General features: G+C 64.8%; 16 protein-coding genes. 6 read left to right on the top strand and 10 right to left on the bottom strand.

The annotated features are described in order from the left end of the window. The first annotated feature begins 65 nt into the window (after window positions 1–65). The gene (locus AB4Z32_RS15230) at window positions 66–794 is read left to right on the top strand and encodes a 16S rRNA (uracil(1498)-N(3))-methyltransferase (protein WP_442122695.1); all 729 of its coding nucleotides are present in this window, start codon (window positions 66–68) and stop codon (window positions 792–794) included. A gap of 119 nt (window positions 795–913) precedes the next feature. Here the strand turns inward: AB4Z32_RS15230 and AB4Z32_RS15225 are convergent, their stop codons facing one another. The 3 genes from AB4Z32_RS15225 to AB4Z32_RS15215 form a co-directional block, all read right to left on the bottom strand. Beyond that, window positions 914–3,877 carry a TonB-dependent receptor gene (locus AB4Z32_RS15225; RefSeq protein ID WP_442122694.1) on the bottom strand — a complete coding sequence of 988 codons (2,964 nt, stop codon included), beginning with the start codon at window positions 3,875–3,877 and terminating at the stop codon, window positions 914–916. 255 nt (window positions 3,878–4,132) lie between these two features. Then, window positions 4,133–4,408 carry a hypothetical protein gene (locus tag AB4Z32_RS15220; protein ID WP_442122693.1) on the bottom strand — a complete coding sequence of 92 codons (276 nt, stop codon included), beginning with the start codon at window positions 4,406–4,408 and terminating at the stop codon, window positions 4,133–4,135. Between the two features lie 103 nt (window positions 4,409–4,511). Further along, window positions 4,512–7,559 (bottom strand): TonB-dependent receptor, encoded by a 3,048-nt coding sequence (locus tag AB4Z32_RS15215; RefSeq protein WP_442122692.1) that lies wholly within the window; start codon window positions 7,557–7,559, stop codon window positions 4,512–4,514. A 636-nt stretch (window positions 7,560–8,195) separates the two neighbouring features. Between AB4Z32_RS15215 and AB4Z32_RS15210 the strand changes: the two genes are divergently transcribed. Genes AB4Z32_RS15210 through AB4Z32_RS15200 form a run of 3 tightly spaced genes read left to right on the top strand, consistent with a single transcriptional unit; the run spans window position 8,196 to window position 11,740 of the window. Then, window positions 8,196–9,812, top strand: coding sequence for an NAD(P)/FAD-dependent oxidoreductase (locus AB4Z32_RS15210; protein WP_442122691.1), 1,617 nt, complete (start codon window positions 8,196–8,198; stop codon window positions 9,810–9,812). A gap of 2 nt (window positions 9,813–9,814) precedes the next feature. Continuing rightward, on the top strand, window positions 9,815–10,669 hold the full coding sequence (locus AB4Z32_RS15205) for an EamA family transporter (RefSeq protein WP_442122690.1): 855 nt from the start codon (window positions 9,815–9,817) through the stop codon (window positions 10,667–10,669). Window positions 10,670–10,726: 57 nt separating this feature from the next. Beyond that, window positions 10,727–11,740, top strand: coding sequence for an acetamidase/formamidase family protein (locus tag AB4Z32_RS15200; protein ID WP_442122689.1), 1,014 nt, complete (start codon window positions 10,727–10,729; stop codon window positions 11,738–11,740). Window positions 11,741–11,816: 76 nt separating this feature from the next. On the opposite strand, the gene AB4Z32_RS15195 is transcribed toward AB4Z32_RS15200, so the two are convergent. The 6 genes from AB4Z32_RS15195 to glnA all read right to left on the bottom strand — a co-directional run bounded on the left by AB4Z32_RS15195 (window position 11,817) and on the right by glnA (window position 20,640). Next, window positions 11,817–14,576 carry a TonB-dependent receptor gene (locus tag AB4Z32_RS15195; RefSeq protein WP_442122688.1) on the bottom strand — a complete coding sequence of 920 codons (2,760 nt, stop codon included), beginning with the start codon at window positions 14,574–14,576 and terminating at the stop codon, window positions 11,817–11,819. A 275-nt stretch (window positions 14,577–14,851) separates the two neighbouring features. Next, entirely contained in the window at window positions 14,852–15,817 is a 966-nt protein-coding gene (gene corA / locus AB4Z32_RS15190; protein WP_442122687.1) for a magnesium/cobalt transporter CorA, read from the bottom strand. A 76-nt stretch (window positions 15,818–15,893) separates the two neighbouring features. Further along, the gene (ntrC, locus tag AB4Z32_RS15185; protein ID WP_442122686.1) at window positions 15,894–17,405 is read right to left on the bottom strand and encodes a nitrogen regulation protein NR(I); all 1,512 of its coding nucleotides are present in this window, start codon (window positions 17,403–17,405) and stop codon (window positions 15,894–15,896) included. 62 nt (window positions 17,406–17,467) lie between these two features. Next, window positions 17,468–18,526, bottom strand: coding sequence for a nitrogen regulation protein NR(II) (glnL, locus tag AB4Z32_RS15180; RefSeq protein ID WP_442122685.1), 1,059 nt, complete (start codon window positions 18,524–18,526; stop codon window positions 17,468–17,470). A gap of 31 nt (window positions 18,527–18,557) precedes the next feature. After that, the gene (locus AB4Z32_RS15175; protein WP_442122684.1) at window positions 18,558–19,091 is read right to left on the bottom strand and encodes a DUF4124 domain-containing protein; all 534 of its coding nucleotides are present in this window, start codon (window positions 19,089–19,091) and stop codon (window positions 18,558–18,560) included. A gap of 133 nt (window positions 19,092–19,224) precedes the next feature. Next, complete coding sequence (glnA, locus tag AB4Z32_RS15170) at window positions 19,225–20,640, bottom strand: type I glutamate--ammonia ligase (protein WP_442122683.1); 1,416 nt, start codon at window positions 20,638–20,640, stop codon at window positions 19,225–19,227. 295 nt (window positions 20,641–20,935) lie between these two features. Here glnA and AB4Z32_RS15165 point away from each other — a divergent pair, with 295 nt between their 5' ends. Both AB4Z32_RS15165 and AB4Z32_RS15160 read left to right on the top strand, forming a co-directional pair. Next, on the top strand, window positions 20,936–21,394 hold the full coding sequence (locus AB4Z32_RS15165; protein WP_442122682.1) for a rhodanese-like domain-containing protein: 459 nt from the start codon (window positions 20,936–20,938) through the stop codon (window positions 21,392–21,394). A gap of 93 nt (window positions 21,395–21,487) precedes the next feature. After that, the gene (locus tag AB4Z32_RS15160) at window positions 21,488–22,531 is read left to right on the top strand and encodes a hypothetical protein (protein WP_442122681.1); all 1,044 of its coding nucleotides are present in this window, start codon (window positions 21,488–21,490) and stop codon (window positions 22,529–22,531) included. Here the strand turns inward: AB4Z32_RS15160 and AB4Z32_RS15155 are convergent. Further along, on the bottom strand, window positions 22,518–23,873 hold the full coding sequence (locus AB4Z32_RS15155; RefSeq protein WP_442122680.1) for a TAXI family TRAP transporter solute-binding subunit: 1,356 nt from the start codon (window positions 23,871–23,873) through the stop codon (window positions 22,518–22,520). The two genes, AB4Z32_RS15160 and AB4Z32_RS15155, sit on opposite strands and share 14 nt — an antisense overlap. Window positions 23,874–23,879: the final 6 nt, after the last annotated feature.

The following is a 23,879-nucleotide window of genomic DNA, read 5'->3' as shown; positions in this document are numbered from 1 at the left end:
ATTTTACCAGAGCATGCCGGCGAAGCCTTAAAATGCCGACTTCTTATATAGAGAGCTTGCCGTTCATGCCACGTTTCTACTGCCCCCAGCCGCTCATCGAAGGCGCGATCGTCGACCTGCCGGAAGCCGTCGCCCACCACCTGCACGTCGTGCGCCAGCAGCCGGGGGACGAGGTGGTGCTGTTCAACGGCGAAGGCGGCCAGGTTCGCGCGCGCCTGCGCGAGATCGGCAAGCGGCGCGCCAGCGCGGACGTGGTCGCCTTCGAGGACGTCGACGTCGAACTCCCCTACCCCGTCACCCTGGCCCAGGGCCTGCCCGAAGGCAGCACCAAGATGGACTGGATCGTCGAGAAGGCGGTCGAACTGGGCGTGGCCGCGATCCAGCCGCTGGCGGCGGCGCGCTCGGTGGTCAAGCTGTCGGGCGAGCGCGCGGAAAAACGCCAGGCGCACTGGGAAGGCGTGATCGTGGCCGCGTCCGAGCAGAGCGGCCGCAACCGGCTGGCGCGGCTGGCGCCACTGCAGGATTTCGGGCGCTATATCGCGCAGCCGCCGGACCAGCCGCGGATTTTACTGTCGCCGCGGGCGACGCAATCGCTGGCCGGCTGGGCGCGCGCCACGCCGCCCTGCCCGGTCACCTTCCTGATCGGGCCCGAAGGCGGTTTCAGTGCCCAGGAAGAGGATGCCGCCATCGCTGCCGGCGCACTGGCGTTGTCGATGGGGCCGCGGGTGCTGCGCACCGAGACCGCCGGGCTGGCGGCGCTGGCGACCTTGAACGCTGTCTGGGCTGAAGTATAAAAAAAGCCCACGGCGAACCGTGGGCTTTGCTTGATCAGGCGACTTGATCAGTCGGTGATCAGTCGGGGTCAGAGCCCACCCGTGAAAACCGGGCTCTGACCCCAAGGCTACAGTTTCAATTACTTGAACTTGTAGTTGTACTCGGCGCTGAACTTCATCGAACGCGGTGCCGAGAAATAGATCGGCATTTCGTACGTAGCGACGCGCGCGCTGTCGCTGTTGTAGCTTTCATCAACCTTGGTGACGGTCTGGCTGTTGAACACGTTGAAGATGTCCGCACGCAGCGACAGGCCTTGCAGGAACTTCGGACGGTAGGTCAGGTTCAGGTCGACAGTCTTTTCCCAAGGCAGGCGGCCGAGGGAGCCACGCGGCGACAGCACATTGTTTTCGGCAACGTCACCGAAGCAGTAGTGCGCGGCGCTGCTGTAGTCGCCACCGCGATGCAGCGGGTCGGTGCCGAAGCACGAGCGCGGACGGCCCGATGCCAGCAGCAGGTTGCCGCCGATGGCCAGTTCAGGCGTCAGGTCGTAGAAACCGAAAGCCTTGATCTGGTGCGTACGGTCGTTCGGCAGCAGGCCATCTGCGCCGATCATCTGCTCCGGGTAATCCCAGGTCTGGGTTGCTGCGACGTCGGCCTGGGCGGTCGAGGTATCCGACAGGGTCTGGCCTTCGGTATTACCCTTGTTGCGCGACAGGGTATAGGTCAGGCGTGCCCACCAGCCATTGCGGTACGGGTGCTCGAAGGTGAAGTCGAGTGCCGCGTACGAACGCGTCGGCTTGTCGAAGCCCAGGTCGGCCTTGCTCAGGTGAACCTGGGTGTAGTTCTTGTTGCCGGCATAGTCGACCAGGAAGTTGTTGTCTTCACCCGGATTGAACGTGGCGCAGCCGAAGCCGGCATAGTTCGAGGTGTCGATGTTGTGGGCCACGGCATAGGCGTCGATCGGACGCGAATCGCAGAAGTCGTCGATGGTCGACTTCAGCTTGCGGTAGGTGAACTTCATGCCGAAGGTGTAGTCCGGGGTCAACTGGCGTTCCAGGCCCAGCGTGATCTCGTCCTGGTAAGCCGGCTTCATGTCCTGCGCGGCGACGGTCTTCGGATCCTTGGCCTGGCCGAACTCGTTGTTGTTCGACACCGGCTGGAGGATGCGCTGGGTACCGGTCGGCAGGCCGTTCGCATCGGTGCCGGTGTAGGTGAAGTACTCGAAGGTGTAGGTCGAACCGTTGGCGCCGCGCAGGGCAACCGAGCTCGGGATCGGCACGGTGTAGCGGCCGGCGCTGCCGTAGACCTTGAACGAGCTGTCGCCGTTCACGTCCCACGCCACGTTCAGGCGCGGCAGCCACTGGTTCTTCATCTCGATGTACTTGGCGCCGTCCTGGTTGGCGTTGTAGAAGCCTTCACGGCGCACGCCGGCGGTCAGCAGCACGTCCTTGGTCACCTGCCAGCGGTCTTCCAGGTACTGCGCGTCCTGGCCGGCAAAGGCGTTCGAGTAGGTCTTGTAAACGATGTTACGGACGTAGTAGCCTTGCGCAGCGATGCCGCCATAGGTGTTCAGCGGTGCCGGCAGGACGCCGCCCGACACGACCAGCGGCGTGGTCACGTTGCTGGTCTTCTGGTATTGCCAGAGGCTGCCGCCGGCATAGCCGACGCCGGCGGACTGCGTCACGATCTTGTTGTTGTCCACGCCGCCGCGGATGGTGTGGTCGCCCAGCTTGTATTCGAGGTCCAGGCGCTTCGACTGCACTTCGTCGCTCGATCCGCTCAGCGGCACCGTGCCGGTGACCTTCTGGCCGCTGGTGTAGTTAAAGCCAGGATAGCGGTTGGCCGTCGCTGCCGACACCTGCGGCAGGGTCGGATCGTAGCCGGTCGGCTCATAGATGTGTTCCGACTTCATCTTGCCGTACAGGGCGTTGATGGTCAGGTTGTCGGTGATGTTGCCGACGTAGCGCAGGCTGTTGAACTTGCCGCCATTGTTCTGGTCCGGGCCGAATTCCTGGTGGTTCGAAGCGGTGACGGTCGAACCGATCGCGCCGGTCGCGTAGTCGTAGGAACGGGAAGAGGCATCCGATTTCGGCAGGTCACCGATGGACGTGAATTCCAGGCGGTGATTGTCGTTGATGTTCCAGTCCAACTTGCCCATGTAGCGGTTGTTGGTGGTTTGCGTGTCACGCCAGCCCGCGGTGGCCAGGTTGGTCGCGCTGATGGCGCTGGCGACCGCGTGCTGGTCGCTCCGGGTCTGCTCCAGCGCGACGAAGCCGAACAGGGTGTCCTTGATCAGCGGGCCGCCAGCGTAGGCCGAGTACTGCTTCTGCTCCAGTTCGTTCTGCGAACGGCGCACGTACAGGGTGCCGTCGGTGGCCGGGAAGGCGCCGGTGTTCGCGTAGTAGCGGTCGCGGTACTTGGCGCGGGTCGACGACGGGGTGATCGCCGCGTAGGCGCCGGCTTCCCAGGTGTTGGTACCGGATTTGGTGGTGATGTTCACCACGCCGCCGATCGAACGGCCGAATTCGGCGCCGTAGCCGCCGGTCAGCACCGATGCCTGGGCGATCGCACCGAACGGCAGCTCCATCGCGCCCAGGCCGGTCAGCGGGTTGGTCACGGTCATGCCGTTGATGTAGTAGGCATTCTCGGTGGCCGCGCCACCGCCGAAGCTGGCGCCGGCGCCATAGCTCGGGTCGCTGCGAGTGGTGTTCGGGGCCAGCTGGATGATGGCGTCGACGTTGTGGCCGATCGGCAGCTTGTCCAGTTCACGTGCGGTGAAGGTGGCGCCGTTGACGGAGCTCGACACGTCGATACGGGTACGGCGTCCGCTCACCTGCACCGTTTGCACGGGGCCATTCGCGAAGAAAGCTTCGACACCCTGGCCTGCGATGACTTCGAGCTGGGTGGTGCTGACGACGTTTCCGCCTTTCATCAGGGTAGCGGTATAGCTACCGATCGGCAGACTGGTAGCGCGGAAGTTACCGCCTGCATCCACCGCGGTCGTACGGGTCGCGTTCGTGCCGGTGTTCTTCAGGACGACGGCATCTCCACTGCCGGCCGCGATCTTGCCGAACACGGCGCCTGACGCATTCGACTGCGCCATTGCCGGCTCGACGACGCCAACGGTCAGCGCAACCCCTCCAAATGCCAAGGCCAAGGCATGAACTAATACGGATTTCTTCAACATGTGATTCCCTTATTTTCGATTCAAACAGTCTTGTAGACCGTTTCTTTTTAAATCACGGCCCCTACCCACTTTGTATTGACACCTGTATTTATAGGGATCAAAATAGGGCGCCCATTTCTTTGGTGCACAAAGATAATGTTTTGCCATAAAAACATATGCATTCTTTCAATGTCAATTTTCTTTACGTATTGACATCGCATTGCCGCAGCCAAAATTTGATGCGCCGATTTGGTGCAAATCCATATCTCCAGCATGCTGCGTCGCAGTATGCCGGCCGAGTCGTTTTATCCCCGTGATTTGATTTTTTGCTATTTTCGGGTAACGATCGCCGAAGTTAGCAAGAATTAAAGAGCCACTGTTCCGTATTGCGCCCCATGCGGCGCAACAATCTGGTGCGTATGGCGCACTTTGCCGAAGCAAATTCGGCAAACCCAATGTAAAAATCATGCGGCTTGCATATACAAATTATGCAATCGACATGTCTGATTGCTGCAACAAGCAAAAAAAATGCCCCGGCGAACCGGGGCATTTTTGCTTCAGGCCAGGCTGATCAGAACTTCTTGTCGTACGACACGGTCAGGCGAACCGAACGCGGCTGGGTATAGCTCAGCGGGGTCTCGTAGGTGTTGCGGATACGATTGCCGCTGTTGTAGCGCTCTTCCACGTTCTGCACGGTCTGCTTGTTGAAGACGTTGAACAGGTCGACGCGTGCCTGCAGGCCCGGCAGGAAGTCAGGCTTGTAGGCCATGTTCAGGTCCAGGTTGATATCCCACGGCAGGCGGCCGATGCTGCCACGCTGATGGACCGTGTTGTGCGGCACGTCCGAACCCAGGCACCAGAAGGACTGGTTGGCGTAGTTCGGCGAGTCGCCCGGCTGTGCCGAAGTACCGATACAGCTGCGCGGACGGCCCGATGCTGCCAGGAAGTTGGCGCCGGCGATCCATTCCTTGGTCACGTCATAGAAGCCGTAGGCCTTGATCTGGTGGGTACGGTCGTTCGGCAGATAGCCGTAGGCGCCGACCATCAGCTCCGGGTAGTCCCAGGTCGAGGTCGCCGACACGTCGGTCTGGGCGTTATCCGACTTCACCTGGCCTTCGGTATTACCCTTGTTGCGCGACCAGGTATAGGTCATCTTGCCGTACCAGCCGTTGCGATACGGGTGCTCGGCGAACAGGTCGAGGGCGGAGTAGGTGCGCTTCGCCTTGTCGAAGCCCATGTCGGCCGCGCTCAGCGGAACACGGGTCAGCTTCGAGGTATCGCCCGAGAAGTCCACCAGGAAGACATTGGCCTCGCCCGGGTTGAAGCTCTGGCAGGTATTGCCCCACAGCGGGTTGGTGATCGCGATGTTGTTGGCCTTCGCATAGCGCTCGAACGGACGCACGTCGCAGAAGTCGTCGATGGTCGCGCCCAGCTTGCGGTAGGTGAACTTGGCGCCGAAGTTCAGGTTCGGCGACCAGGCCCGCTCGAAGCCCAGGCTGATCTCGTCCTGGTAGGACGGTTTCATGTCGAGGGCGGCGAGGGTCGCGGTGACCTTGTCCTGGCCGAACTCGTTATTGCCCGAGAGCGGCGGGGTCAGCTGCACCAGGCCGGTCGGGGCGCCGTTGGCGTCGACGCCGGTATAGGTGTAGTACTGGTCGGTAAAGGTCGAACGGCCGGCGCCGCGCACCGAGATGTGGGTCGGGATCGGCACCGAGTAGCGGCCCAGGGTACCGTAGACCTTCAGGCTGGCGTCGCCATAGACGTCCCAGGCAGCGGCGATACGCGGCTGGATCTGGTTCTTCATCTCCAGGAAGGTCACGTGCGCGTCGTTCTGGTTCTTGAACGACTCGCTGCGCAGACCCAGGGTCAGCAGCACGTCCTTGGTGACCTGCCACTTGTCTTCCAGGTACAGCGCGCTCTGCTCGCTGAAGGAGTCGGTCACGGTCGAGAACAGGTCCTTGGCCACGTAGTAGCCCTGGGTGCCCAGGCCGCCGCCGGTCGCCGGCGCCGGCATGGTGCCGCCGGTCACGTCGACCGGTGCGTTCGGGGTGTCGGTACGGTAGTAGATCCAGGTACCGCCGCCGGCCTTGAACTCACCGGCCTTCAGCGACGAGATCTTCGACTGGTCGAAGCCGCCGCGCAGGGTGTGTTCGCCCAGGCGGTATTCGAGGTCCAGACGGCCGTTCTTGACGATGTCCTTCGAGCCCGGCGCCAGGATATTGCCGGCGATGACCTGCGGGTTGGTGTAGGTCAGGCCCGGCGCGCGCACCGACGGGTCGGAGCTGGTCGAGAACACGTTCGGGTTATAGCCGACGAAGGCGTTCTCGTGCTTCGACACCGAACGGCCGTACAGCGCGGTCACCGTGAAGTCCTGGGTGATGTTGCCGGTGTACTTGCCCATGTTGACCACGGCGCCATTGTCGTTGACGTTGTTCAGGGTCTGTTGCGAGGTGACGTTGCCGGTGCGTTTCTTGTTCGCGAAGTCGAAGCCGCTGTCGGTCAGGTTGCGCTCGGGCGTGTCGCCGATATTGGTGTACTCGAGGCGGTGGTCGTCGGTGATGTTCCAGTCGAGCTTGCCCATCCAGCGCTTGACCTTCTTGTCGTCGTCGCGCCAGCCGTTGTTGGCCATCGACGGCGAGATGCGCTCCAGGTTGACGTAGCCGCGCTGGCGGTCGTTATATTCGGCCGACACGAACATGAACAGCTTGTCCTTGATGATCGGACCGCCGACATAGGCGCCGTAGGTCTTCTGCGTCTGGGTGTTGTCGTGCTGGTAGAAACGGATGGTGCCGTCGGTTGCCGCGTTATAGGTCTGGTGCGTATTGCCGTAGTAGATGTCCTTCTCGCGGGCGCGCAGGCTCTCCGGCTCCCACATCGCCATGGCGCCGGCTTCCCAGGTATTGGTACCGCTCTTGGTGATGATGTTCAGCACGCCGCCGACCGAACGGCCGAATTCGGCGCCGAAGCCGCCGGTCAGCACCTGCGCCTCGGCGATTGCGCCGTAAGGCAGCTGGGACGCGCCCAGGCCGGTCAGCGGGTTGGTGACCGGGAAGCCGTTGATGTAGTACGAGTTTTCCGATGCGGCGCCGCCGCCCATCGAAGCGCCGCCGGAGAAGCGGGAGTCGACGCGGGTGGTGTTCGGGGCCAGCTGGATGATGGCGTTGATGTTGCGGGCGATCGGCAGCGCCGCCAGCTGGCGCGCATTGAAGGTCGCGCCGCCGGTGGAACTGGTGACGTCGATGGTGCGGCGCTGGCCGGTGATCTGGACGGTCTGCACGCCGGCGGCCGGCGCGAAGACGGCTTCCGAATTCGAGCTGACGCTGGCGTCGACGTCGACCGACGACACCACGGTGTCGCCACGCACCTGGGAAACCTTGTACGTACCCGGCGGCAGTGCGGTTGCCTGGAAACGACCCTGGGCATCCGGCGTCAGGACACGGCGCAGGCCGGTCGCAGGGTTTTCGACCACGACCTTGACGTCGCTGCCGGCCGTGGTGCGGCCGTAGATGCTGCCGGTGGCGTTCGACTGCGCCATTGCCGGTTCCATCACGGCAACGGTCAGCGCGGCGCCACTGAATGCCAGCGTCAACGCATGTACTAAAACTGTTTTCTTAAGCATGTGATTTCCTATTATGGGTAGTACGTTTTGAATCACTCAACTAGCCAGATCGAAAACTTCTCTCTCTAATTCGCCCGCAAGCGAAGGCCGTATCCTTCTTTCGTTAAGGATATGTACACACATAGAAACATGGCGATTCTGCAACTGTCAATTGCCGGAAATTGCCTGATGACCGCAGCGTAATTACAAAAAAATCGCGCACCGAAAGAGGGCATGCCGATATGCACAATTGTGTGGCGCAGCAATACAAACGCTTCCGACTACACCAGGCATCCGCATGCTTGAAAAAACCTCAATAAAATCAAGTCAATACATATACATATGCGTCAATACCATGCGTCTTGAGTTTATTGCAGCGCGGTATTTGTATATACAAAATTCTTATATCAAGAAATAATGCACCGTTATGGTGCATTCAAGAATTTTGTCTGGAATTTGTCAAATGTTGGGCCGGTGCAACGTCGGGGGCATGCAGCGGACATATGGCGGACACCCGGCGGACATGCAGCAGACATGGCGCCCGGCCCCGGCAAGGCATGGAAAACGGACAATGCGGACAGGGCATTTTGCCGCCGGCCCCGGCGGGTTACAATAGAAGGTTGAACCGACCAAGCGTTTGCTAGCGACGACCCTACCATGTTGAGAATTGCCGAATTAAAACTTCCCCTCGACCATACCGAGCCCCAACTGCGCCAGGCCGTGCTGAAGCGCCTCGGCATCGCTGAAGACGAACTGATCGACTTCACCGTGTTCAAGCGCAGCTATGACGCGCGCAAGCGCAGCGCCATCGTGCTGATCTATGCGCTGGACGTGGAGGTGAAGAACGAAGCACAGGTACTGGCCCGCATGCGCGACGACCGCCAGGTCATGCCTGCCCCCGATACCGGCTACAAATTCGTGCAGGCTGGCAAACCGGCCCCCGGCATGCCGCGCCCGATCGTGGTCGGCCTGGGCCCCTGCGGCCTGTTCGTGGCCCTGATCCTGGCCCAGATGGGCCTGAACCCGATCGTCCTGGAGCGCGGCAAGATCGTGCGCGAGCGCACCGTCGACACCTTCGGCTTCTGGCGCAAGCGCAAGCTGAACACCGAGTCGAACGTGCAGTTCGGCGAAGGCGGCGCCGGCACCTTCTCGGACGGCAAGCTGTACAGCCAGATCAAGGATCCGAAGCACTATGGCCGCAAGGTCCTGTCCGAGTTCGTGAAGTCGGGCGCGCCGGAAGAGATCCTGTACGTCAGCAAACCCCACATCGGCACCTTCCGCCTGGTCAAGATGGTGGAGCAGATGCGCGCCGAGATCCTGTCGCTGGGCGGCGAAATCCGCTTCGAGACCCGCCTGGAAGACGTGCTGGTCGAAGGCCAAGGCGACAATCGCCAGGTGGTCGGCGTGCGCCTGGCCTCGGGCGAGGAAATCCCGACCCGCCACCTGGTGATGGCGATCGGCCACAGCGCGCGCGACACCTTCCAGATGCTGTACGACCGCGGCGTTTATATAGAAGCGAAGCCGTTCTCGATCGGTTTCCGCGTCGAGCACCCGCAATCGCTGATCGACGCCTGCCGCTTCGGCCCGAACGCCGGCAACAAGATCCTCGGCGCGGCCGACTACAAGATCGTGCACCACGCCTCCAACGGCCGCAGCGTGTACAGCTTCTGCATGTGCCCTGGCGGCACGGTGGTCGCCGCGTCCTCGGAAGAAGGCCGCGTGGTCACCAACGGCATGAGCCAGTACTCGCGCGCCGAGCGCAACGCCAACAGCGCGATCGTGGTCGGCATCACGCCGGAAGACTATCCGGGCCACCCGCTGGCCGGCATCGCCTTCCAGCGCGAGCTGGAGTCGCGCGCCTTCGTCCTCGGCGGCAGCAACTACGATGCCCCGGGCCAGCTGATGGGCGACTTCGTGCGCGGCGTCGCTTCCACCGAATTCGGTTCGGTGGTCCCGTCCTTCAAGCCGGCCGTGCACCTGACCGACCTCGCCACCGCCCTGCCCGACTACGCCACCCACGCCCTGCGCGAAGCCTTCGTCGCCTTCGACAAGCAGATCAAGGGCTACTACAAGGAGGACGCGGTACTGACCGGGGTCGAGACCCGCACCTCCTCGCCGATCCGCATCAAGCGCCGCGACGACAACCTGCAGAGCCTGAACACCCGCGGCCTGTACCCGGCCGGCGAAGGCGCCGGCTACGCGGGCGGCATCATGTCGGCCGCGGTGGACGGCATCCGGGTCGCCGAAGCGGTCGCCCTGTCGATGGCCGGCTGAGCGTGGCGTCCGAGAGCAAGGACGGCGCCGCCATCCCGGTGCTGGCGATCGCAGCAAGCATGGTCTCGACCTACGCCGGCGCGGCCTTCGCCAAGCACCTGTTCCCGCTGGTAGGAAGCGAGGGCGTGGTCGGGCTGCGCGTCGGCCTGTCGGCCCTGCTGCTGGCGGGATTCGCCCGGCCCTGGCGCGCCCTGCCCTCGCGCGCCGACCTCCCCTGGCTGCTGCTGTACGGCCTGGCGCTCGGCTCCATGAACCTGCTGATCTACCGTGCGTTCTCGCGCATCCCGATCGGCATCGCGGTCTCGATCGAGGTGATGGGACCGCTCGCCGTGGTGCTGCTGTCCTCGCGCCGCGCGCGCGACTTCGCGTGGGTGGCCTGCGCCGGCTTCGGCCTGTGGCTGCTGCTGCCGCTGCGCGGCTCCAGCGCCGCCCTCGACCCGGTCGGCATCGCCTATGCGGCCGGCGCCGCCTTCTGCTGGGCGCTGTACATCGTGTTCGGCAAGCGCGCCTCCCAGGCCCGGGGTTCCGGCATCGTCGCCTGGGGCATGCTGGCGGCCAGCGTCTTCATCGTGCCGATCGGCGCCCACTACGCGGGCAGCGCCCTGCTCTCGCCCTTCGTGCTGGCGGCCGGCCTGGCGGTGGCGGTGCTGTCCTCGGCGGCCCCGTACACGCTGGAGATGATCGCGCTGCGCCGGCTGCCGCGGCGGGTGTTCGGCATCCTGGTCAGCTCCTCGCCGGCGGTGGCCGCGCTGGCCGGCTTCGTGGTGCTGGGCGAGCGCCTCGCCCCCGTCCAGTGGATCGGGATCGCGCTGGTCATCCTCGCCTGCGGCGCGACCGCGGCCAGCGCATCGGACTGACCTTCGCTTGAGGTTCGCGTGTAGACTAGGCTTGTTGCCACTTCGACCACAGTCTCCATGCGCAAAACCCTCCTTTCCAGCTGCCTGGCCCTGGCCATCTGCGCCCCATCCGTGGCCGCCGAATACGCCCTGCCCGCCACGCCGCAAACGGTGGCCTGGGGCTACTACTCGGGCCAGTCGAAACCCGTCCTCACCGTCCATTCCGGCGACACGGTCCGCATGCAGGCCCTGTCGACCTGCGGCTCGCCCGAGCGCATGATCGCCAACGGGGTCAGGGCGGAAGACATCCCGCCCTACACCGCAGCGATCTATAACGAGGTCAAGGAAAAGGGCCCGGGCGGGCATATCCTGACCGGGCCGGTGGCGATCGCGGAGGCGGAGCCCGGCGACGTGCTCGAGGTGCAGATCCTGAAAGTCGACCTGGACGCCGATTTCGCCTGCAATGTGTTCGGCGTCGGTTCCGGCTTCCTGCCGACCGACTATCCTTACGGCCGCTACAAGGTGGTCCCGCTCGACCGCAAGAAGATGATCGGCCATTTCGCGCCCGGCATCGAGATCCCGCTGCGGCCCTTCTTCGGCAGCATGGGCGTGGCGCCCGCCGGCGGCAAGATCGACACCGCGCCGCCTTACGTCCACGCCGGCAACCTGGACAACAAGGAGCTGGTGGCCGGCACCACCCTCTACATCCCGGTGGCGGCGAAGGGTGCGCTGTTCCAGGCCGGCGACGGCCACGCGGCCCAGGGCAACGGCGAGGTCGACATCACCGCGCTGGAGACCTATCTGTCGGGGACCTTCCGCTTCGTGGTGCACAAGGACCGCCGCCTGATCTGGCCGCGCGCCGAAACGCCGACCCACTACATCTCGATGGGCTTCTCGAAGGACCTGAAGGAAGCGACCACCCTGGCGCTGCGCGACATGATCGCGTTCCTGATGGAGGAAAAGAAGCTGTCGCGCGACGACGCCTACATGCTGTCCAGCGTGGCGGTCGACATGGAGATCACCCAACTGGTGGACGGCAACGTCGGCGTGCATGCCATGCTGCCGAAGAAGATCTTCAGCGCGAAACGATAAGCCGCGCAGGCATGAAAAAACCCGCCGCATCTGCATGCGGCGGGTTTCGTCGTTTACACGCTTACCAGGACAGGATTTAGAACTGGTAGGTCGCGCTCACGTAGCCGGTCTGGCCGTGCGGATCGTACCAGGTCGGATCGTAGCCGGTCTGGAAGTAGGAACCACCAGTGATGACTTCGGTCGGCTTGCGGTTGAACAGGTTCTTGACGCCCGCGGTCAGGGTCAGGTTCTTGATGCCGCCGTAGGTGCCCTGCAGGTCCCAGGTCGAGAAGGCGCCGACGTGCTGGGCGACCGGCAGGTCCGCGTCCGCGCGGGCCGCATCCCAGTAGCCCGACTGGAAGTTGTTGGTCAGCGCGAGGCCGAACTTCTTGTACTTCCAGTCCAGGGTCAGCTGATCCCTCCAGCGGAAGATGATGCCGCCGTTGGAGACTGCGCTCAGCACGTTGCCGTCCTTGTCGATGGTGGCGGCGACGCTGCGCTGCACGGTGCCGTCGGCCAGGGTCAGGTCGTACTTCGAGGTGTAGGTACCGTTCAGGCGCAGGTTGAAGTTACCGTAGGTCGGGCTCTTCAGCAGTGCCCAGCGCAGGTCGAGGTCGACGCCTTCGGTCTTCACGCTGCCGGCGTTGATGTTGGTGCCGACGATGTTGGTGATGTTGCCTGCGGAATCACGGGTCACCAGGCCGGTGTAGGCCGGGTTGCCGGCAGCCGCCTGGCCCAGCGTGAACGACGGCGACAGCGTGGTCACCAGGTTGTTCACGTTGATCTTCCACCAGTCGACGGCGATCGACAGGCCCTTGACCGGGTCGACGACGATGCCCAGCGAGGACTGTTCCGACTTCTCCGGCTGCAGCTTCGGGTTGCCGCCGTAGGTCTGGTTGAACTGGCCGAACTGGCCGGTGACCGGGTCGGTCAGGTTGGCGCTGGTGCCGATGGTCTGCTGGTTCATCAGCTCAGGCAGCGACGGCTCGCGGAAGCCCTTGCCGTAGGAGCCGCGCAGCAGCACCTGCGAGATCGGCTGCCAGCGCAGGCTGACCTTCGGGTTGGTGGCGCTGGCGTTCGGGTAGCGGTCGTGACGGACGGCCAGGTCGGCTTCCAGGTTCTTCACGATCGGGACGATGGCTTCCGCGAACACCGCCGACGAATTGCGCGATGCCGACAGCGGCAGCTGGGCGCCGCCGTAGCCCGACACGTCGCCGCTCTGGTAAGCCGCGCTCGGGTTGATCGCCAGGTTCTCGTCGGACATCGAAGCGCCGACGGCGAACTTCACCATACCGGCCGGCAGCTGGACCAGGTCGCCCGAGATGCGTGCGTTCAGGGCGTCGTTGCGCAGCACGGCGTTCATGACCGGACCGACGTAGTTGGTGCCGTAGATCTTGCGCGCCAGGTCGGCCGACTGGTACTGGACCAGCGGGTTGAAGTCGGGGTTGTTGCTCAGCAGCTTGACCAGTTCGGTCTGGCGCTGGTAGCCCTGGATCGCGCGCTCGGTGACGTCGCTCGAGTTGTGGGTGTAGGCGACGTCGTAGTCATAGCCCTTGACGTTGCCGCGGAAGCCCAGCACCAGGTGCGATGCGATCGCGGTGTCCTTGGCGATGCGGTCGCCGCCGTCGAAGGCGCGGTAGCTGACGGTCAGCGGCTGGCCGTTGACGCCGGCCGCGGTGGCCAGGGCGGTCGGGTAGTACTGGCTGTTCGGCGAGACGACGATGGCCGGGTACTGGTTGTTGGTCGCGAAGGCCGGGTCGGTCGACAGGAAGGAGGCGCTGTACGGCGAAGCCTGCGCCTGCTGCGTGGTCTCGTTGCGCGACACGAAGCCTTCCATGAAGAATTCGGCGTTGTCGTTCAGCTTGAAGCGGAAGTTGCCGCCGATGTTGGCGCGCTTGGCCGCCGGCACCAGGTTCACGTACGGCGAGCTGTCGAAGCGGCATTTGCCGAGGTTGGCGTCCCAGGCGCTGCCGTTGGCCGCGCAGTTGGCCTGCGACAGGCCGTGGCCGATGCCGGTGCCGATCGAGTTCAGCGAATTCGGGACCACGCCCATGGCGTTCGGGGTGGTGGACGGATCGAAGGTGCTGTACGCGCCGCTCGGGGTGGCGCTGGCGTCGCGCAGGCCGTTGTTGTTCCAGGCGTTGCGCGCATAGTCGCGCTGGCGGCCGAAGATGGCGTCGTCCTTGCTCACGTCGGCCGACAGGGTGATGTTGTAGCGGTCGCTGTCGAAGTCGCCCCAGCCGCCCAGCAGGCTGGCCTTGTGGGTCTGGCCGCCGCCGTAGCGGCTGACGCTGGTGTAGGCGGTGGCTTCCACGCCCTGGTAGTTCTGGCGGGTGATGAAGTTGATGACGCCGCCGATCGCATCGGAGCCGTACACGCCCGAGGCGCCGTCCTTCAGGACTTCCACGTGGTCGATCGACGCCAGCGGGATCGCGTTGACGTCGACGGCGGTGCCGTCGGTGGCGTAGTTGCCGAGGCGGCGGCCGTTGACCAGCACCAGGGTCTTGCTCGAGCCCAGGCCGCGCAGGCTGGCGCTGGACATGCCGTAGGTCGACTGGCCCGCGCCTTCGGCCTGGTTGGTCGCGCCGGCCATGGCGTTCGAGGTCAGGGTGGTCAGCAGTTCGGCGGTGTTGGTGGCGCCGCTGCGCTTGATGTCGGCGGCGGTGACCATCTGCACCGGCAGCGCGCCTTCGACGTCGGCGCGCTTGATCGAGGAGCCGGTCACTTCGACGCGGGCGATCGGCTTGGCGGATTCCTGAGCCGACTCCTGCGCCAGCGCCTGGCCGAACATGCCTGCGCCAACGGCGCCGGCGAACATGACGCGCACGGCGCGCGACAAGGTTTTTTCTTTGAACATGGATGATTTCCCAAACGATGATGAGATGTCGCTGGCTTGGGAAGATCAGGTCGCCCAAGTCGGCGGACTGAATAATGATCGCCGCCTTGAGTATCGGTCAATATTTACAGCGCTCGAAATACATTTTCGCAACAGAACATTTAGTAACAATTGTAAGGTTGCTGAACAACGTATGGTTCGTTCCATTTGCTGCATAGCAATAAAAAAAGGCGCTCAAGGCGCCTTCTTTCGGATTTTTTCACATTTTCATGACGTTTTGATGACGTTTCCCATGATTACAGCCATCCAGCCTTGCGGAAACGCCGATACAAATAGACACATACCGCAATCATCACGCCGAGGGCCATCGGGTAGCCCCACTTCCATTCCAGCTCGGGCATGACCTTGAAATTCATGCCCCACACGCCGGCGAAGGCGGTGAAGACGGCAAAGATCGCGGCCCAGGCGGCCAGCTGTTTATTCACCTCGCTCTCGTCGATCGAGACCATGGCCAGGTTCACCTGGATCGCGGTGGCGATGGTGTCGCGGATGCTGTCGAGGCGGCCGGCGATGCGGATCAGGTGGTCGTGGACGTCGCGCAGGTAATCCTGGACGCCGGTCGCCAGCGCCGGCGCCCGCCCGCCCAGCAGCGAGCCGACGGCATCCACCAGCGGGATCACGGCATGGCGCAGCTCCAGGCCCTTGCGCTTGAGCTGGTACAGGCGCTCGACGTTCTGGCGCTGGGCGCCGTGGGTGAAGATGCGGTCCTCGATGGTTTCCAGTTCGGATTCGAGCATGTCGACCACCGGGAAGTAGCGGTCGACCACGGCGTCCATCAGCGCATACATCACGAAGCACGAGCCCATGCTCAGCAGGTGGGGTTCGCGCTCGGCGCGGGCGCGCACGCCGAGGAAACCCTTGACGGCGTCGCGCCGCGCCGACAGCACGTAATTCGGGCCGGCGAAGATCGCGAGTTCGCCGGTGACCAGGGCATCGCCCTCGAGGTCGACCGTGTGCACGATGGTGAACAGGCTGTCGCCGTATTCCTCGATCTTGGGCCGCTGGTGGCCGCGGGCGGCATCCTCGACCGCCAGCTCGTGCAGGCCGAACTCTTCCTTCATCTGCACCATCTCGGCGTCGGTGGCATCGCGCAGCGCGACCCACACGAAGCAGCCGGGGCGCTCCAGATAATCACTGATGTCCTCGACGGGGATGTCGGAGAGTTTTTTACCTTCCTGGTAGGCGACGCAGTTGATCAGCATGCCAACAGTTTATCACGTAGGGTGGGCGCTCCCGCGCCCGCGCGGACGCTACCCCGCCGCCGTCCCCGCGTACCGCTTATTCGTCTTTGGCCCCATCAATCCCCAGCTCGGCAATCTTGCGCGTGATCGTATTGCGCCCGATCCCCAGCCGGATCGCCGCATCGTTCTTGCGTCCGTGGGTATGCTTGAGCGCCGTGCGGATCAAGGCCGTTTCGAACTGCTTGCCCAGCACGTCCATCACCTCGACCTGGCCGTCGGACAGCATGCGCGCGGCCTGCAGTTCGAGCAGGCCGATCCAGCCGTCGGCGGCGACCGGCGCGGCTGGCGTCATCGCCGGCAGGATGCCGCTGGCGTCCGTGCTGCCGTACAGGGGGCTCGCCGCCGGCGCCGGCATCGCCACCACCGGCGCCATGGCCGCCGCGGGCAGCGCCTGGGCCTGGGTCGTCAGGTCGCGCGGCAGGTCCTTGACCTCGACGGTCTGGCCGGGCGCCATCACGGTGATCCAGTTGCACAGGTTTTCCAGCTGGCGCACATTGCCCGGCAGGTCGAGGCTGGAGAGGAAGCGCTGCGCATCCTCGCTCAGCCGCTTGGGCTCGACGCCCAACTGGCGTGCGCTCTGCACCAGGAAGTGGCGCACCAGGATGGGGATGTCTTCGCGCCGCTCGCGCAGGGACGGCAGCCGCAGCCGGATCACGTTCAGGCGGTGGTACAGGTCTTCGCGGAACAGGCCGTCGCGCACGCGCTGCTCCAGGTTCTGGTGGGTGGCGGCGATCACGCGCACGTTCGCCTTGACCGGCTGGTGCCCGCCCACGCGGTAGAAGTGGCCGTCGGACAGCACCCGCAGCAGGCGGGTCTGCAAGTCGAAGGGCATGTCGCCGATCTCGTCCAGGAACAGGGTGCCGTTCTCGGCCTGCTCGAAGCGGCCGCGCCGCATCGCCTGGGCGCCGGTGAAGGCGCCGCGCTCGTGGCCGAACAGTTCGGATTCCAGCAGATCCTTCGGGATCGCCGCCGTGTTCAGGGCGATGAAAGGCTGGGAAGCACGCGGGCTGTGCTTGTGCAGGGCGCGCGCCACCAGCTCCTTGCCGGTGCCGCTCTCGCCCGTGATCAGCACCGTCACATTCGATTGCGACAGGCGGCCGATGGCGCGGAACACTTCCTGCATCGCCGGCGCCTGGCCGAGGATCTCGGGGGTCTCGCTGGGCACGGTCTCGACGCTCGCTTCGCGCAGGCTTTCCTCGAGGGCGCGGCGGATCAGGGCCACCGCCTTGTCGATGTCGAAGGGCTTGGCCAGGTATTCGAAGGCGCCGCCCTGGAAGGAAGCGACCGCGGAATCGAGGTCGGAGAAGGCGGTGATCACGATCACCGGCAGGCCGGGATGCTTTTCCTTGACGGCGGCCAGCAGGTCGAGGCCGGATTCGCCCGGCATGCGGATGTCCGAGACCAGGACTTGGGGCGTATCTTCCTCGAACGCGGCCAGCGCCTCGCGTCCGCTGGCGAAGCTCCGGGTTGCGAGGTTCTCGCGCGCCAGGGCTTTTTCCAGCACCCAGCGGATCGATGCATCGTCGTCGACAATCCAGATTGGTTTCATTGGTTCAGTGCTTCCCGCATAAGTACATCCATCGTTGGACCGCGGCCGCACCATCCCGGCGCTTATGGCAGCGGGATCAGGATGCGGAAATCCGTCAGTCCAGGCCGGCTTTCGCACTCGATCAGCCCCAGGTGCTGTTGCACGAAGGTCTGCGCCAGCGTCAGCCCGAGACCGCTGCCGCCGTCGCGCCCGGAGACGAGCGGATAGAAGATGCGGTCGCGGATATCGGGGGCGATGCCCGGTCCATTGTCGATGATATGCAAGTCTAATGCCAGCCCGTAACGAACCTTGGCCAGGGTGACCTGGCGCGCCACCCTGGTGCGCAGCACGATCTCGGCATCGCCCGCGGCAATCCGCTCGCGCAGGGCCTGGGCGGCGTTGTGGACGATGTTCAGCACGGCCTGGATCAGCTGCTCCTTGTCGCCGCGGAACTCGGGAATCGAGGCGTCGTAGTCGCGGCGGATCGCCAGGCCGGACGGAAATTCGGCCAGCACCAGGCTGCGCACCCGCTCGCAGACTTCGTGGATGTTGACGTCGCCGACGATATGGGGACGGCGGTGCGGCGCCAGCAGGCGGTCGACCAGGGTCTGCAGGCGGTCGGCCTCCTTGATGATGACCTGGGTATATTCGCGCAGCGAGGCATCCGGCAGTTCGAGCTCGAGCAGCTGGGCGGCGCCGCGGATGCCGCCCAGCGGGTTCTTGATCTCGTGCGCCAGGTTGCGGACCAGTTCCTTGTTGGCCTGGCTCTGGTCGAGGATGCGCTCCTCGCGGTCGAGCTTGAGCTGCTGGACGTTCTCGCGCAGCTCGACCATCACCTCCTCTTCGCCGGCGGCGCTGACGATCACGTGCACGTGCAGGGGCTCGCGTCCGCTGCGCTGCAGGGTCAGGTCCTGGCGCAGGTCGGCGTACTTGTGCGCCCGCGCCTGGCGGCACAGCGCATCCAGCTCCTCGCCGTTGGTGAAGAGTTCCGCCAGGGTCTGGCGCGACAGCGATTTCACCGACACCTCGAGCAGGTGCTCGGCGGCCGGATTCGCGTAGCGCACCTGGCCGGCGGCATCGGTCACCAGCACGCTGGATGCGAGCAGGTCGAGACCGGCGAAGCGCTCGTGGTTCGGCGTCATGTCAGCGGGTATTGGGTCAGCGGAAATTGGGTCAGCGGATATTGGCGATCTCGCGCTTGATCGCTTCGATGTTCTTTTCGGCGCGGCCGATATCCTCGCGCATCTGGGCCACGCGCTCCTGGTACTTGGCGTAGTTGCGCTCGTTGCCCTGGCGTTCGGGCTCGCCGTTGTTGAAGTCGCGCTTGAGGTCGGCCAGTTTCTTTTCTTCGGCGCGCAATTCCTCGTCGAGGATGGCGCGGCGGTCGTCGTCGCGGGCGCGCTGGGTGGCGTTGTCGACGCGCGGGAAATTCGCCGGGCTGGAGGCCGCGGCCGGCGGACGGCTGGCGCCCTGGCGCATCGTCACAGCAGGATTCGCGGCCGGGGCGCGGGTCGGCGCCGGTGTCGAGATGGCGCCGGAGACGATCGAATCGACCACCTTGCAGTTGCCGGTATTGGTATCGGTGTACAGCACGCGGCCTTCCTTGTCGACGCAGCGGTAGACGACGGATTGGGCGAAGGCCGGGACGGCCAGCGCGAGCGCCAGGTAGATGCCGGCCAGGCGCAGGCAAACGGCAGAGCTTGTCATTCGCATCAGGTCAGTCGGCACGATGTGCCTGGTTGGGAATCCACCGACTATACCGCATCCAAAGAAAAACGCGGGGCAGCCGGCCGGCTTTCCCCGCGTTTTTGTTACCGCATGGATACAGCTTGTCGAGAGATTACGACGAGTAGTACATGTCGAATTCGGCCGGGTGCGGGGTCATGCGCAGACGCTGCACTTCCTGCATCTTCAGCTCGAGGTAGGCGTCGATCATGCTGTCGCTGAACACGCCGCCGCGGGTCAGGAACTCGCGGTCCTTGTCCAGGGCTTCCAGGGCTTCTTCCAGCGATGCGCACACGGTCGGGATCAGCTTGTCTTCTTCCGGCGGCAGGTGGTACAGGTCCTTGCTCGCGGCTTCGCCCGGGTGGATCTTGTTCTGGATGCCGTCCAGGCCGGCCATCAGCAGCGCGGCGAAGCACAGGTAGACGTTGGCCAGCGGGTCCGGGAAGCGCACTTCGATGCGGCGGCCTTTCGGGTTTGCCACGTGCGGGATGCGGATCGAGGCCGAACGGTTGCGGGCCGAGTAGGCCAGCTTGACCGGGGCTTCGTAGCCCGGCACCAGGCGCTTGTACGAGTTGGTGCCCGGGTTGGTGATCGCGTTCAGGGCCTTGGCGTGCTTGATGATGCCGCCGATGTAGTACAGGGCGGTTTCCGACAGGCCGGCATAGCCGTCGCCGGCGAACAGGTTCTTGCCGTCCTTCCAGATCGACTGGTGCACGTGCATGCCCGAGCCGTTGTCGCCGTTCATCGGCTTCGGCATGAAGGTGGCGGTCTTGCCGTAGCTGTGGGCGACGTTCCAGATCACGTACTTCATGGTCTGGGTCCAGTCGGCGCGCTCGACCAGGGTCGAGAAGCGGGTGCCGATTTCGTTCTGGCCGGCGCCGGCCACTTCATGGTGGTGCACTTCGACCGGGATGCCCAGCGATTCGAGGATCAGGCACATTTCCGAGCGCATGTCCTGGAAGCTGTCGACCGGCGGGACCGGGAAGTAGCCGCCCTTGACGGTCGGACGGTGGCCGCTGTTGCCGCCTTCAAATTCCTTGTCGGTCGACCAGGACGCTTCTTCCGAGCTGATCTTGACCATCGAGCCCGACATGTCGATCTTCCAGTGGACCGAGTCGAAGATGAAGAATTCCGGTTCCGGGCCGAAGAAGGCGGTATCGCCCACGCCCGAGGACTTCAGGTAGGCTTCGGCGCGCCTGGCGATCGAGCGCGGGTCGCGGTCATAGCCCTTACCGTCCGACGGTTCGATCACGTCGCACTGCATGAAGACGGTGGTCTCTTCCATGAACGGGTCGATGTTGGCGGTGCTCGGGTCCGGGATCAGCAGCATGTCCGATGCTTCGATGCCCTTCCAGCCGGCGATCGACGAGCCGTCGAAGGCGTGGCCGGATTCGAACTTGTCTTCGTCAAAATGCGAGATGGGAACGGTCACGTGCTGCTCTTTGCCGCGGGTATCGGCGAAACGCAAATCGACGAACTTGACTTCGTTATCCTTCAGCATCTGCATTACATCTGCGGCGGTCCTTGCCATTCGTATTCTCCTGATTGAAAAAGGGGTGTCGGTGACGCCAACGGGGCGTGCGACAGGCACATCTCCGTTAAAGCGAAAACTGTGCCAGCACTTGACTCTGAGCAAATAAGCAATCTGTCCTTGGACCGCCTGCGATTTGCCCCTTAAAATCGACTACCGGTGCGGTGCACAAACTTGATGCAGGCTCGCTGCGAGCTCATCCATACGCACCAGCTTGGTGCAAGTGCGGCAGTATGCACCAACTTGATGCAGGATGCACCATTTGTGCGAGCACGACAATCATAGGAAAACGACCATGAGCACAACCGACGAAATCCTGGCCGCCGCCAGGGAGCGCGCCCCCGGCCAGCCCTATGCGGGCGCCGTCACGCCGCAGGAAGCGTTCACCCTGATCAAGACCGATCCGCGCGTCAAGCTGGTCGACGTCCGCACGAATGCGGAGCGCGACTGGATCGGCCGCCCCGCCATCCCCGAGGCCCAGCACGGTGCGGTGCAGTGGACCCTGTACCCCGGCGGTGCGCCGAATCCGGACTTCGCCACCCAGCTGCTGCAGGCCGCGGACAAGGACGACGTGCTGCTCTTCCTGTGCCGCTCGGGCGTGCGCTCGCGCCACGCGGCGCGCGTGGCAACCGAACTCGGTTACCAAAACGCCTTCGACATCCTGGAAGGCTTCGAGGGCGACCGCGACGGCGAAGGCCACCGCAAGACCGTGGGCGGCTGGTGCAAGGCCGGCCTGCCCTGGACCGGGGCCTGAGGCATCCATCCGCGCCTGCCTGAGGCGGCGCGTTCAGCCATGTATCCGGAGACCGTCATGCCGATAAAAATAGTACGATCGTTCGCATTTTCGATGGTAACGGCCCTGTGCGCCGCCTGCGGAGGCGGTGGCGGCAGCGGCGGCTCGAGCGCGGCCGGCAGTCCGGGCTTTTCCGCCGGCGTGACCACCCTGGGCCTGGTGGCCGGCAGCGCCGGCGAGGCCGGCAACGTCGACGCCACCGGCGCCGCGGCCCGCTTCGCCCATCCGGCCGGGATCGCCGCCGACACTGCCGGCAACCTGTATGTGGCCGACCGCGATAACTGCAGCATCCGCAGGATCAGTGGGGCGGGCGCCGTCAGCACCCTCGCCGGCTCGCCCCAGCGCTGCCGGAGCATCGACGGCGCCGCCGGCGTGGCGGGCTTTTCCTTCCTGACCGCGATCGCCGCTTCGCCCGACGGCAGGCTGTACGCCACCGACGGCCTGGCGGTGCGCGAGATCGACCAGGCCGGCACAGTGCGCACCATCGCCACCCTCGATACCGCCACCGTGGTGAACGCCGCCGACATCCCTTATTTCTACGGCGGCGGCATCGCCGTCGATGGCTTCGCCAACGTGGTGGTGGCGAATGCGATCGGGGTGCGCAAGATCTCGCCCACCGGCGCCGTCACCATGATCGACGGTGTGGCGCGCCTGGACAATATCGCCAGCGTGCTGGGCAGCCATGCCTTCCAGCAGCGCGGGGTGGCCGCCGCGAAGGACGGCACCGTCTACGTGGGCGACTTTGCCAGCACGGTCGGCCGCATCGACACTGCCGGCAACAAGATGGCGCTGGCCGGCCTGTCCGGCGGGCGCGGCTTTGCCGACGGCGTGGCCGGCGCGGCGCGCTTCGACCACCTGATCGCGCTGACCTTGGACGCCGCCGGCATGCTGTATGCGGCCGACGCCGGCAACGACCTGGTCCGCAGGATCGCGCCGGACCGGACGGTTTCCACGGTGGCCGGCACCATCGGCGCTACGACGCTCCAGCTCGGCAACGGACCGGGCGCCCTGCCCGCGCTGGGCGGACTAACGGGCGACGGCAAGGGGAAGCTGTATGCGATTTCCGGCAATGCGGTGGTGAAGATCACCCTGCCGTAGAGCTCTTCAGGCCGGCGCGCACGCGCTGGCGCACGAAGTTGATGTGGCTCCGCAAGCCGTACAGCGCATCGGCATAGGCCAGCGGGATCGAGATGTGGTTGACGCGCGCCTCGATGTCGTCGAGGCGCCGCAGCAGGTTGGTGCGCACCTCGTCGCAATGCGCCGGATCGGCGCTCTCCAGTGCCTGCTCGACCGCACGCAGCTGGCCGTACCAGCGGTAGACGCGCGAGCGGATCCGCCACACGTACAGCGGCGGCACGATCTTCGACAGCGGGATCACCAGCGCCGCCAGCGCCACCACCACGACCCACAGGCGGTCGAACAGATTCGCCAGCCAGAACGAGAGGTAGCGCTGCAGGAAGGGCGGGCCGTCGCGGTAGTATTTCGCCGCCTCGCGCGAGACCGGGATCTCGGTGTACTTCGGCGACGGGAACTGGCCCTGCTGCTGGAACCAGCCGGCGCCGCCGTGGATCTCGGTGGCGGCTTTCACGAGTTCGTCGACCAGGGCCGGATGCAAATCGTCGCGCGCGACCAGGGTGGCGGTGGGCGCGATCAGGTGGAAGTCCTGGGCCGGGATATCCTTGCCGAGATCGACGATCCCGCGCGGCAGCACCACATGGGTCAGGAAAGGCAGGCGGCGCGTATAGGCTTCGGCCTGGCGGAAGTCGAACAGCCTGATGCCCGGGGTCTGGAGCAGCATCTGGATCAGCGGCGCCTCGGGCGCGGAGCTGAACACGAGGCCGTCGATGCGTCCCGCCAGCAGCTCGACGGTGGCCGGGGTATTCTCCAGCGACGAGATGGTCAGCTGGCCCGGCTCGACGCCGTTCACCGCCAGCACCTGGCGGAACAGCCGCGGCACGCCGGTGCCTTCCGGGCCCAGGTTGATGCGCAGGCCCTTCAGTTGCGTGAGGCTGTGGATGTCGGCTTTACGGCTCTTCTTACCTTCGCGCAGGAACARCCACACCGGTTCGGTGAACAGGCTGCCCAGCGACATCAGGTTGCGCCGCTCGGCCTGGGCTTCGCTGGTCGAGCCGCTCTGCACGAAGGCGATGTCGGCCTTGCCGTCGATGAGGCGCTGCAGGTTGTCTTCGGAGCCGAGGGAGCGCTGCAGCTCGGCCTTGATGCCGTCGCGCGCCAGCACGGCCGCGTACTTGCGCCCGAACTCCTCGTAGGCGCTGTTTTCCTGGCCGGTGGCCAGCACCACGTGGCGCGGCGGCGCCGGGTCGACCACGATATAGGCGACAACGCAGGCCGCCAGCACCAGCAGGATGGTGGGCAGGGAGGCGACCACCAGGTCGCGCAGCGATACCAGGCTGAACTTGCCGATCCTGGGCCGCTTCACGCGCCC

This window comes from Massilia sp. 2TAF26, from assembly GCF_052115005.1.
In the GTDB taxonomy this organism is placed as follows: Bacteria; Pseudomonadota; Gammaproteobacteria; order Burkholderiales; family Burkholderiaceae_D; genus Telluria.
The sequence above is the reverse complement of the archived record's forward strand: the minus strand, read 5'-3'. Positions and strand labels throughout refer to the sequence as shown.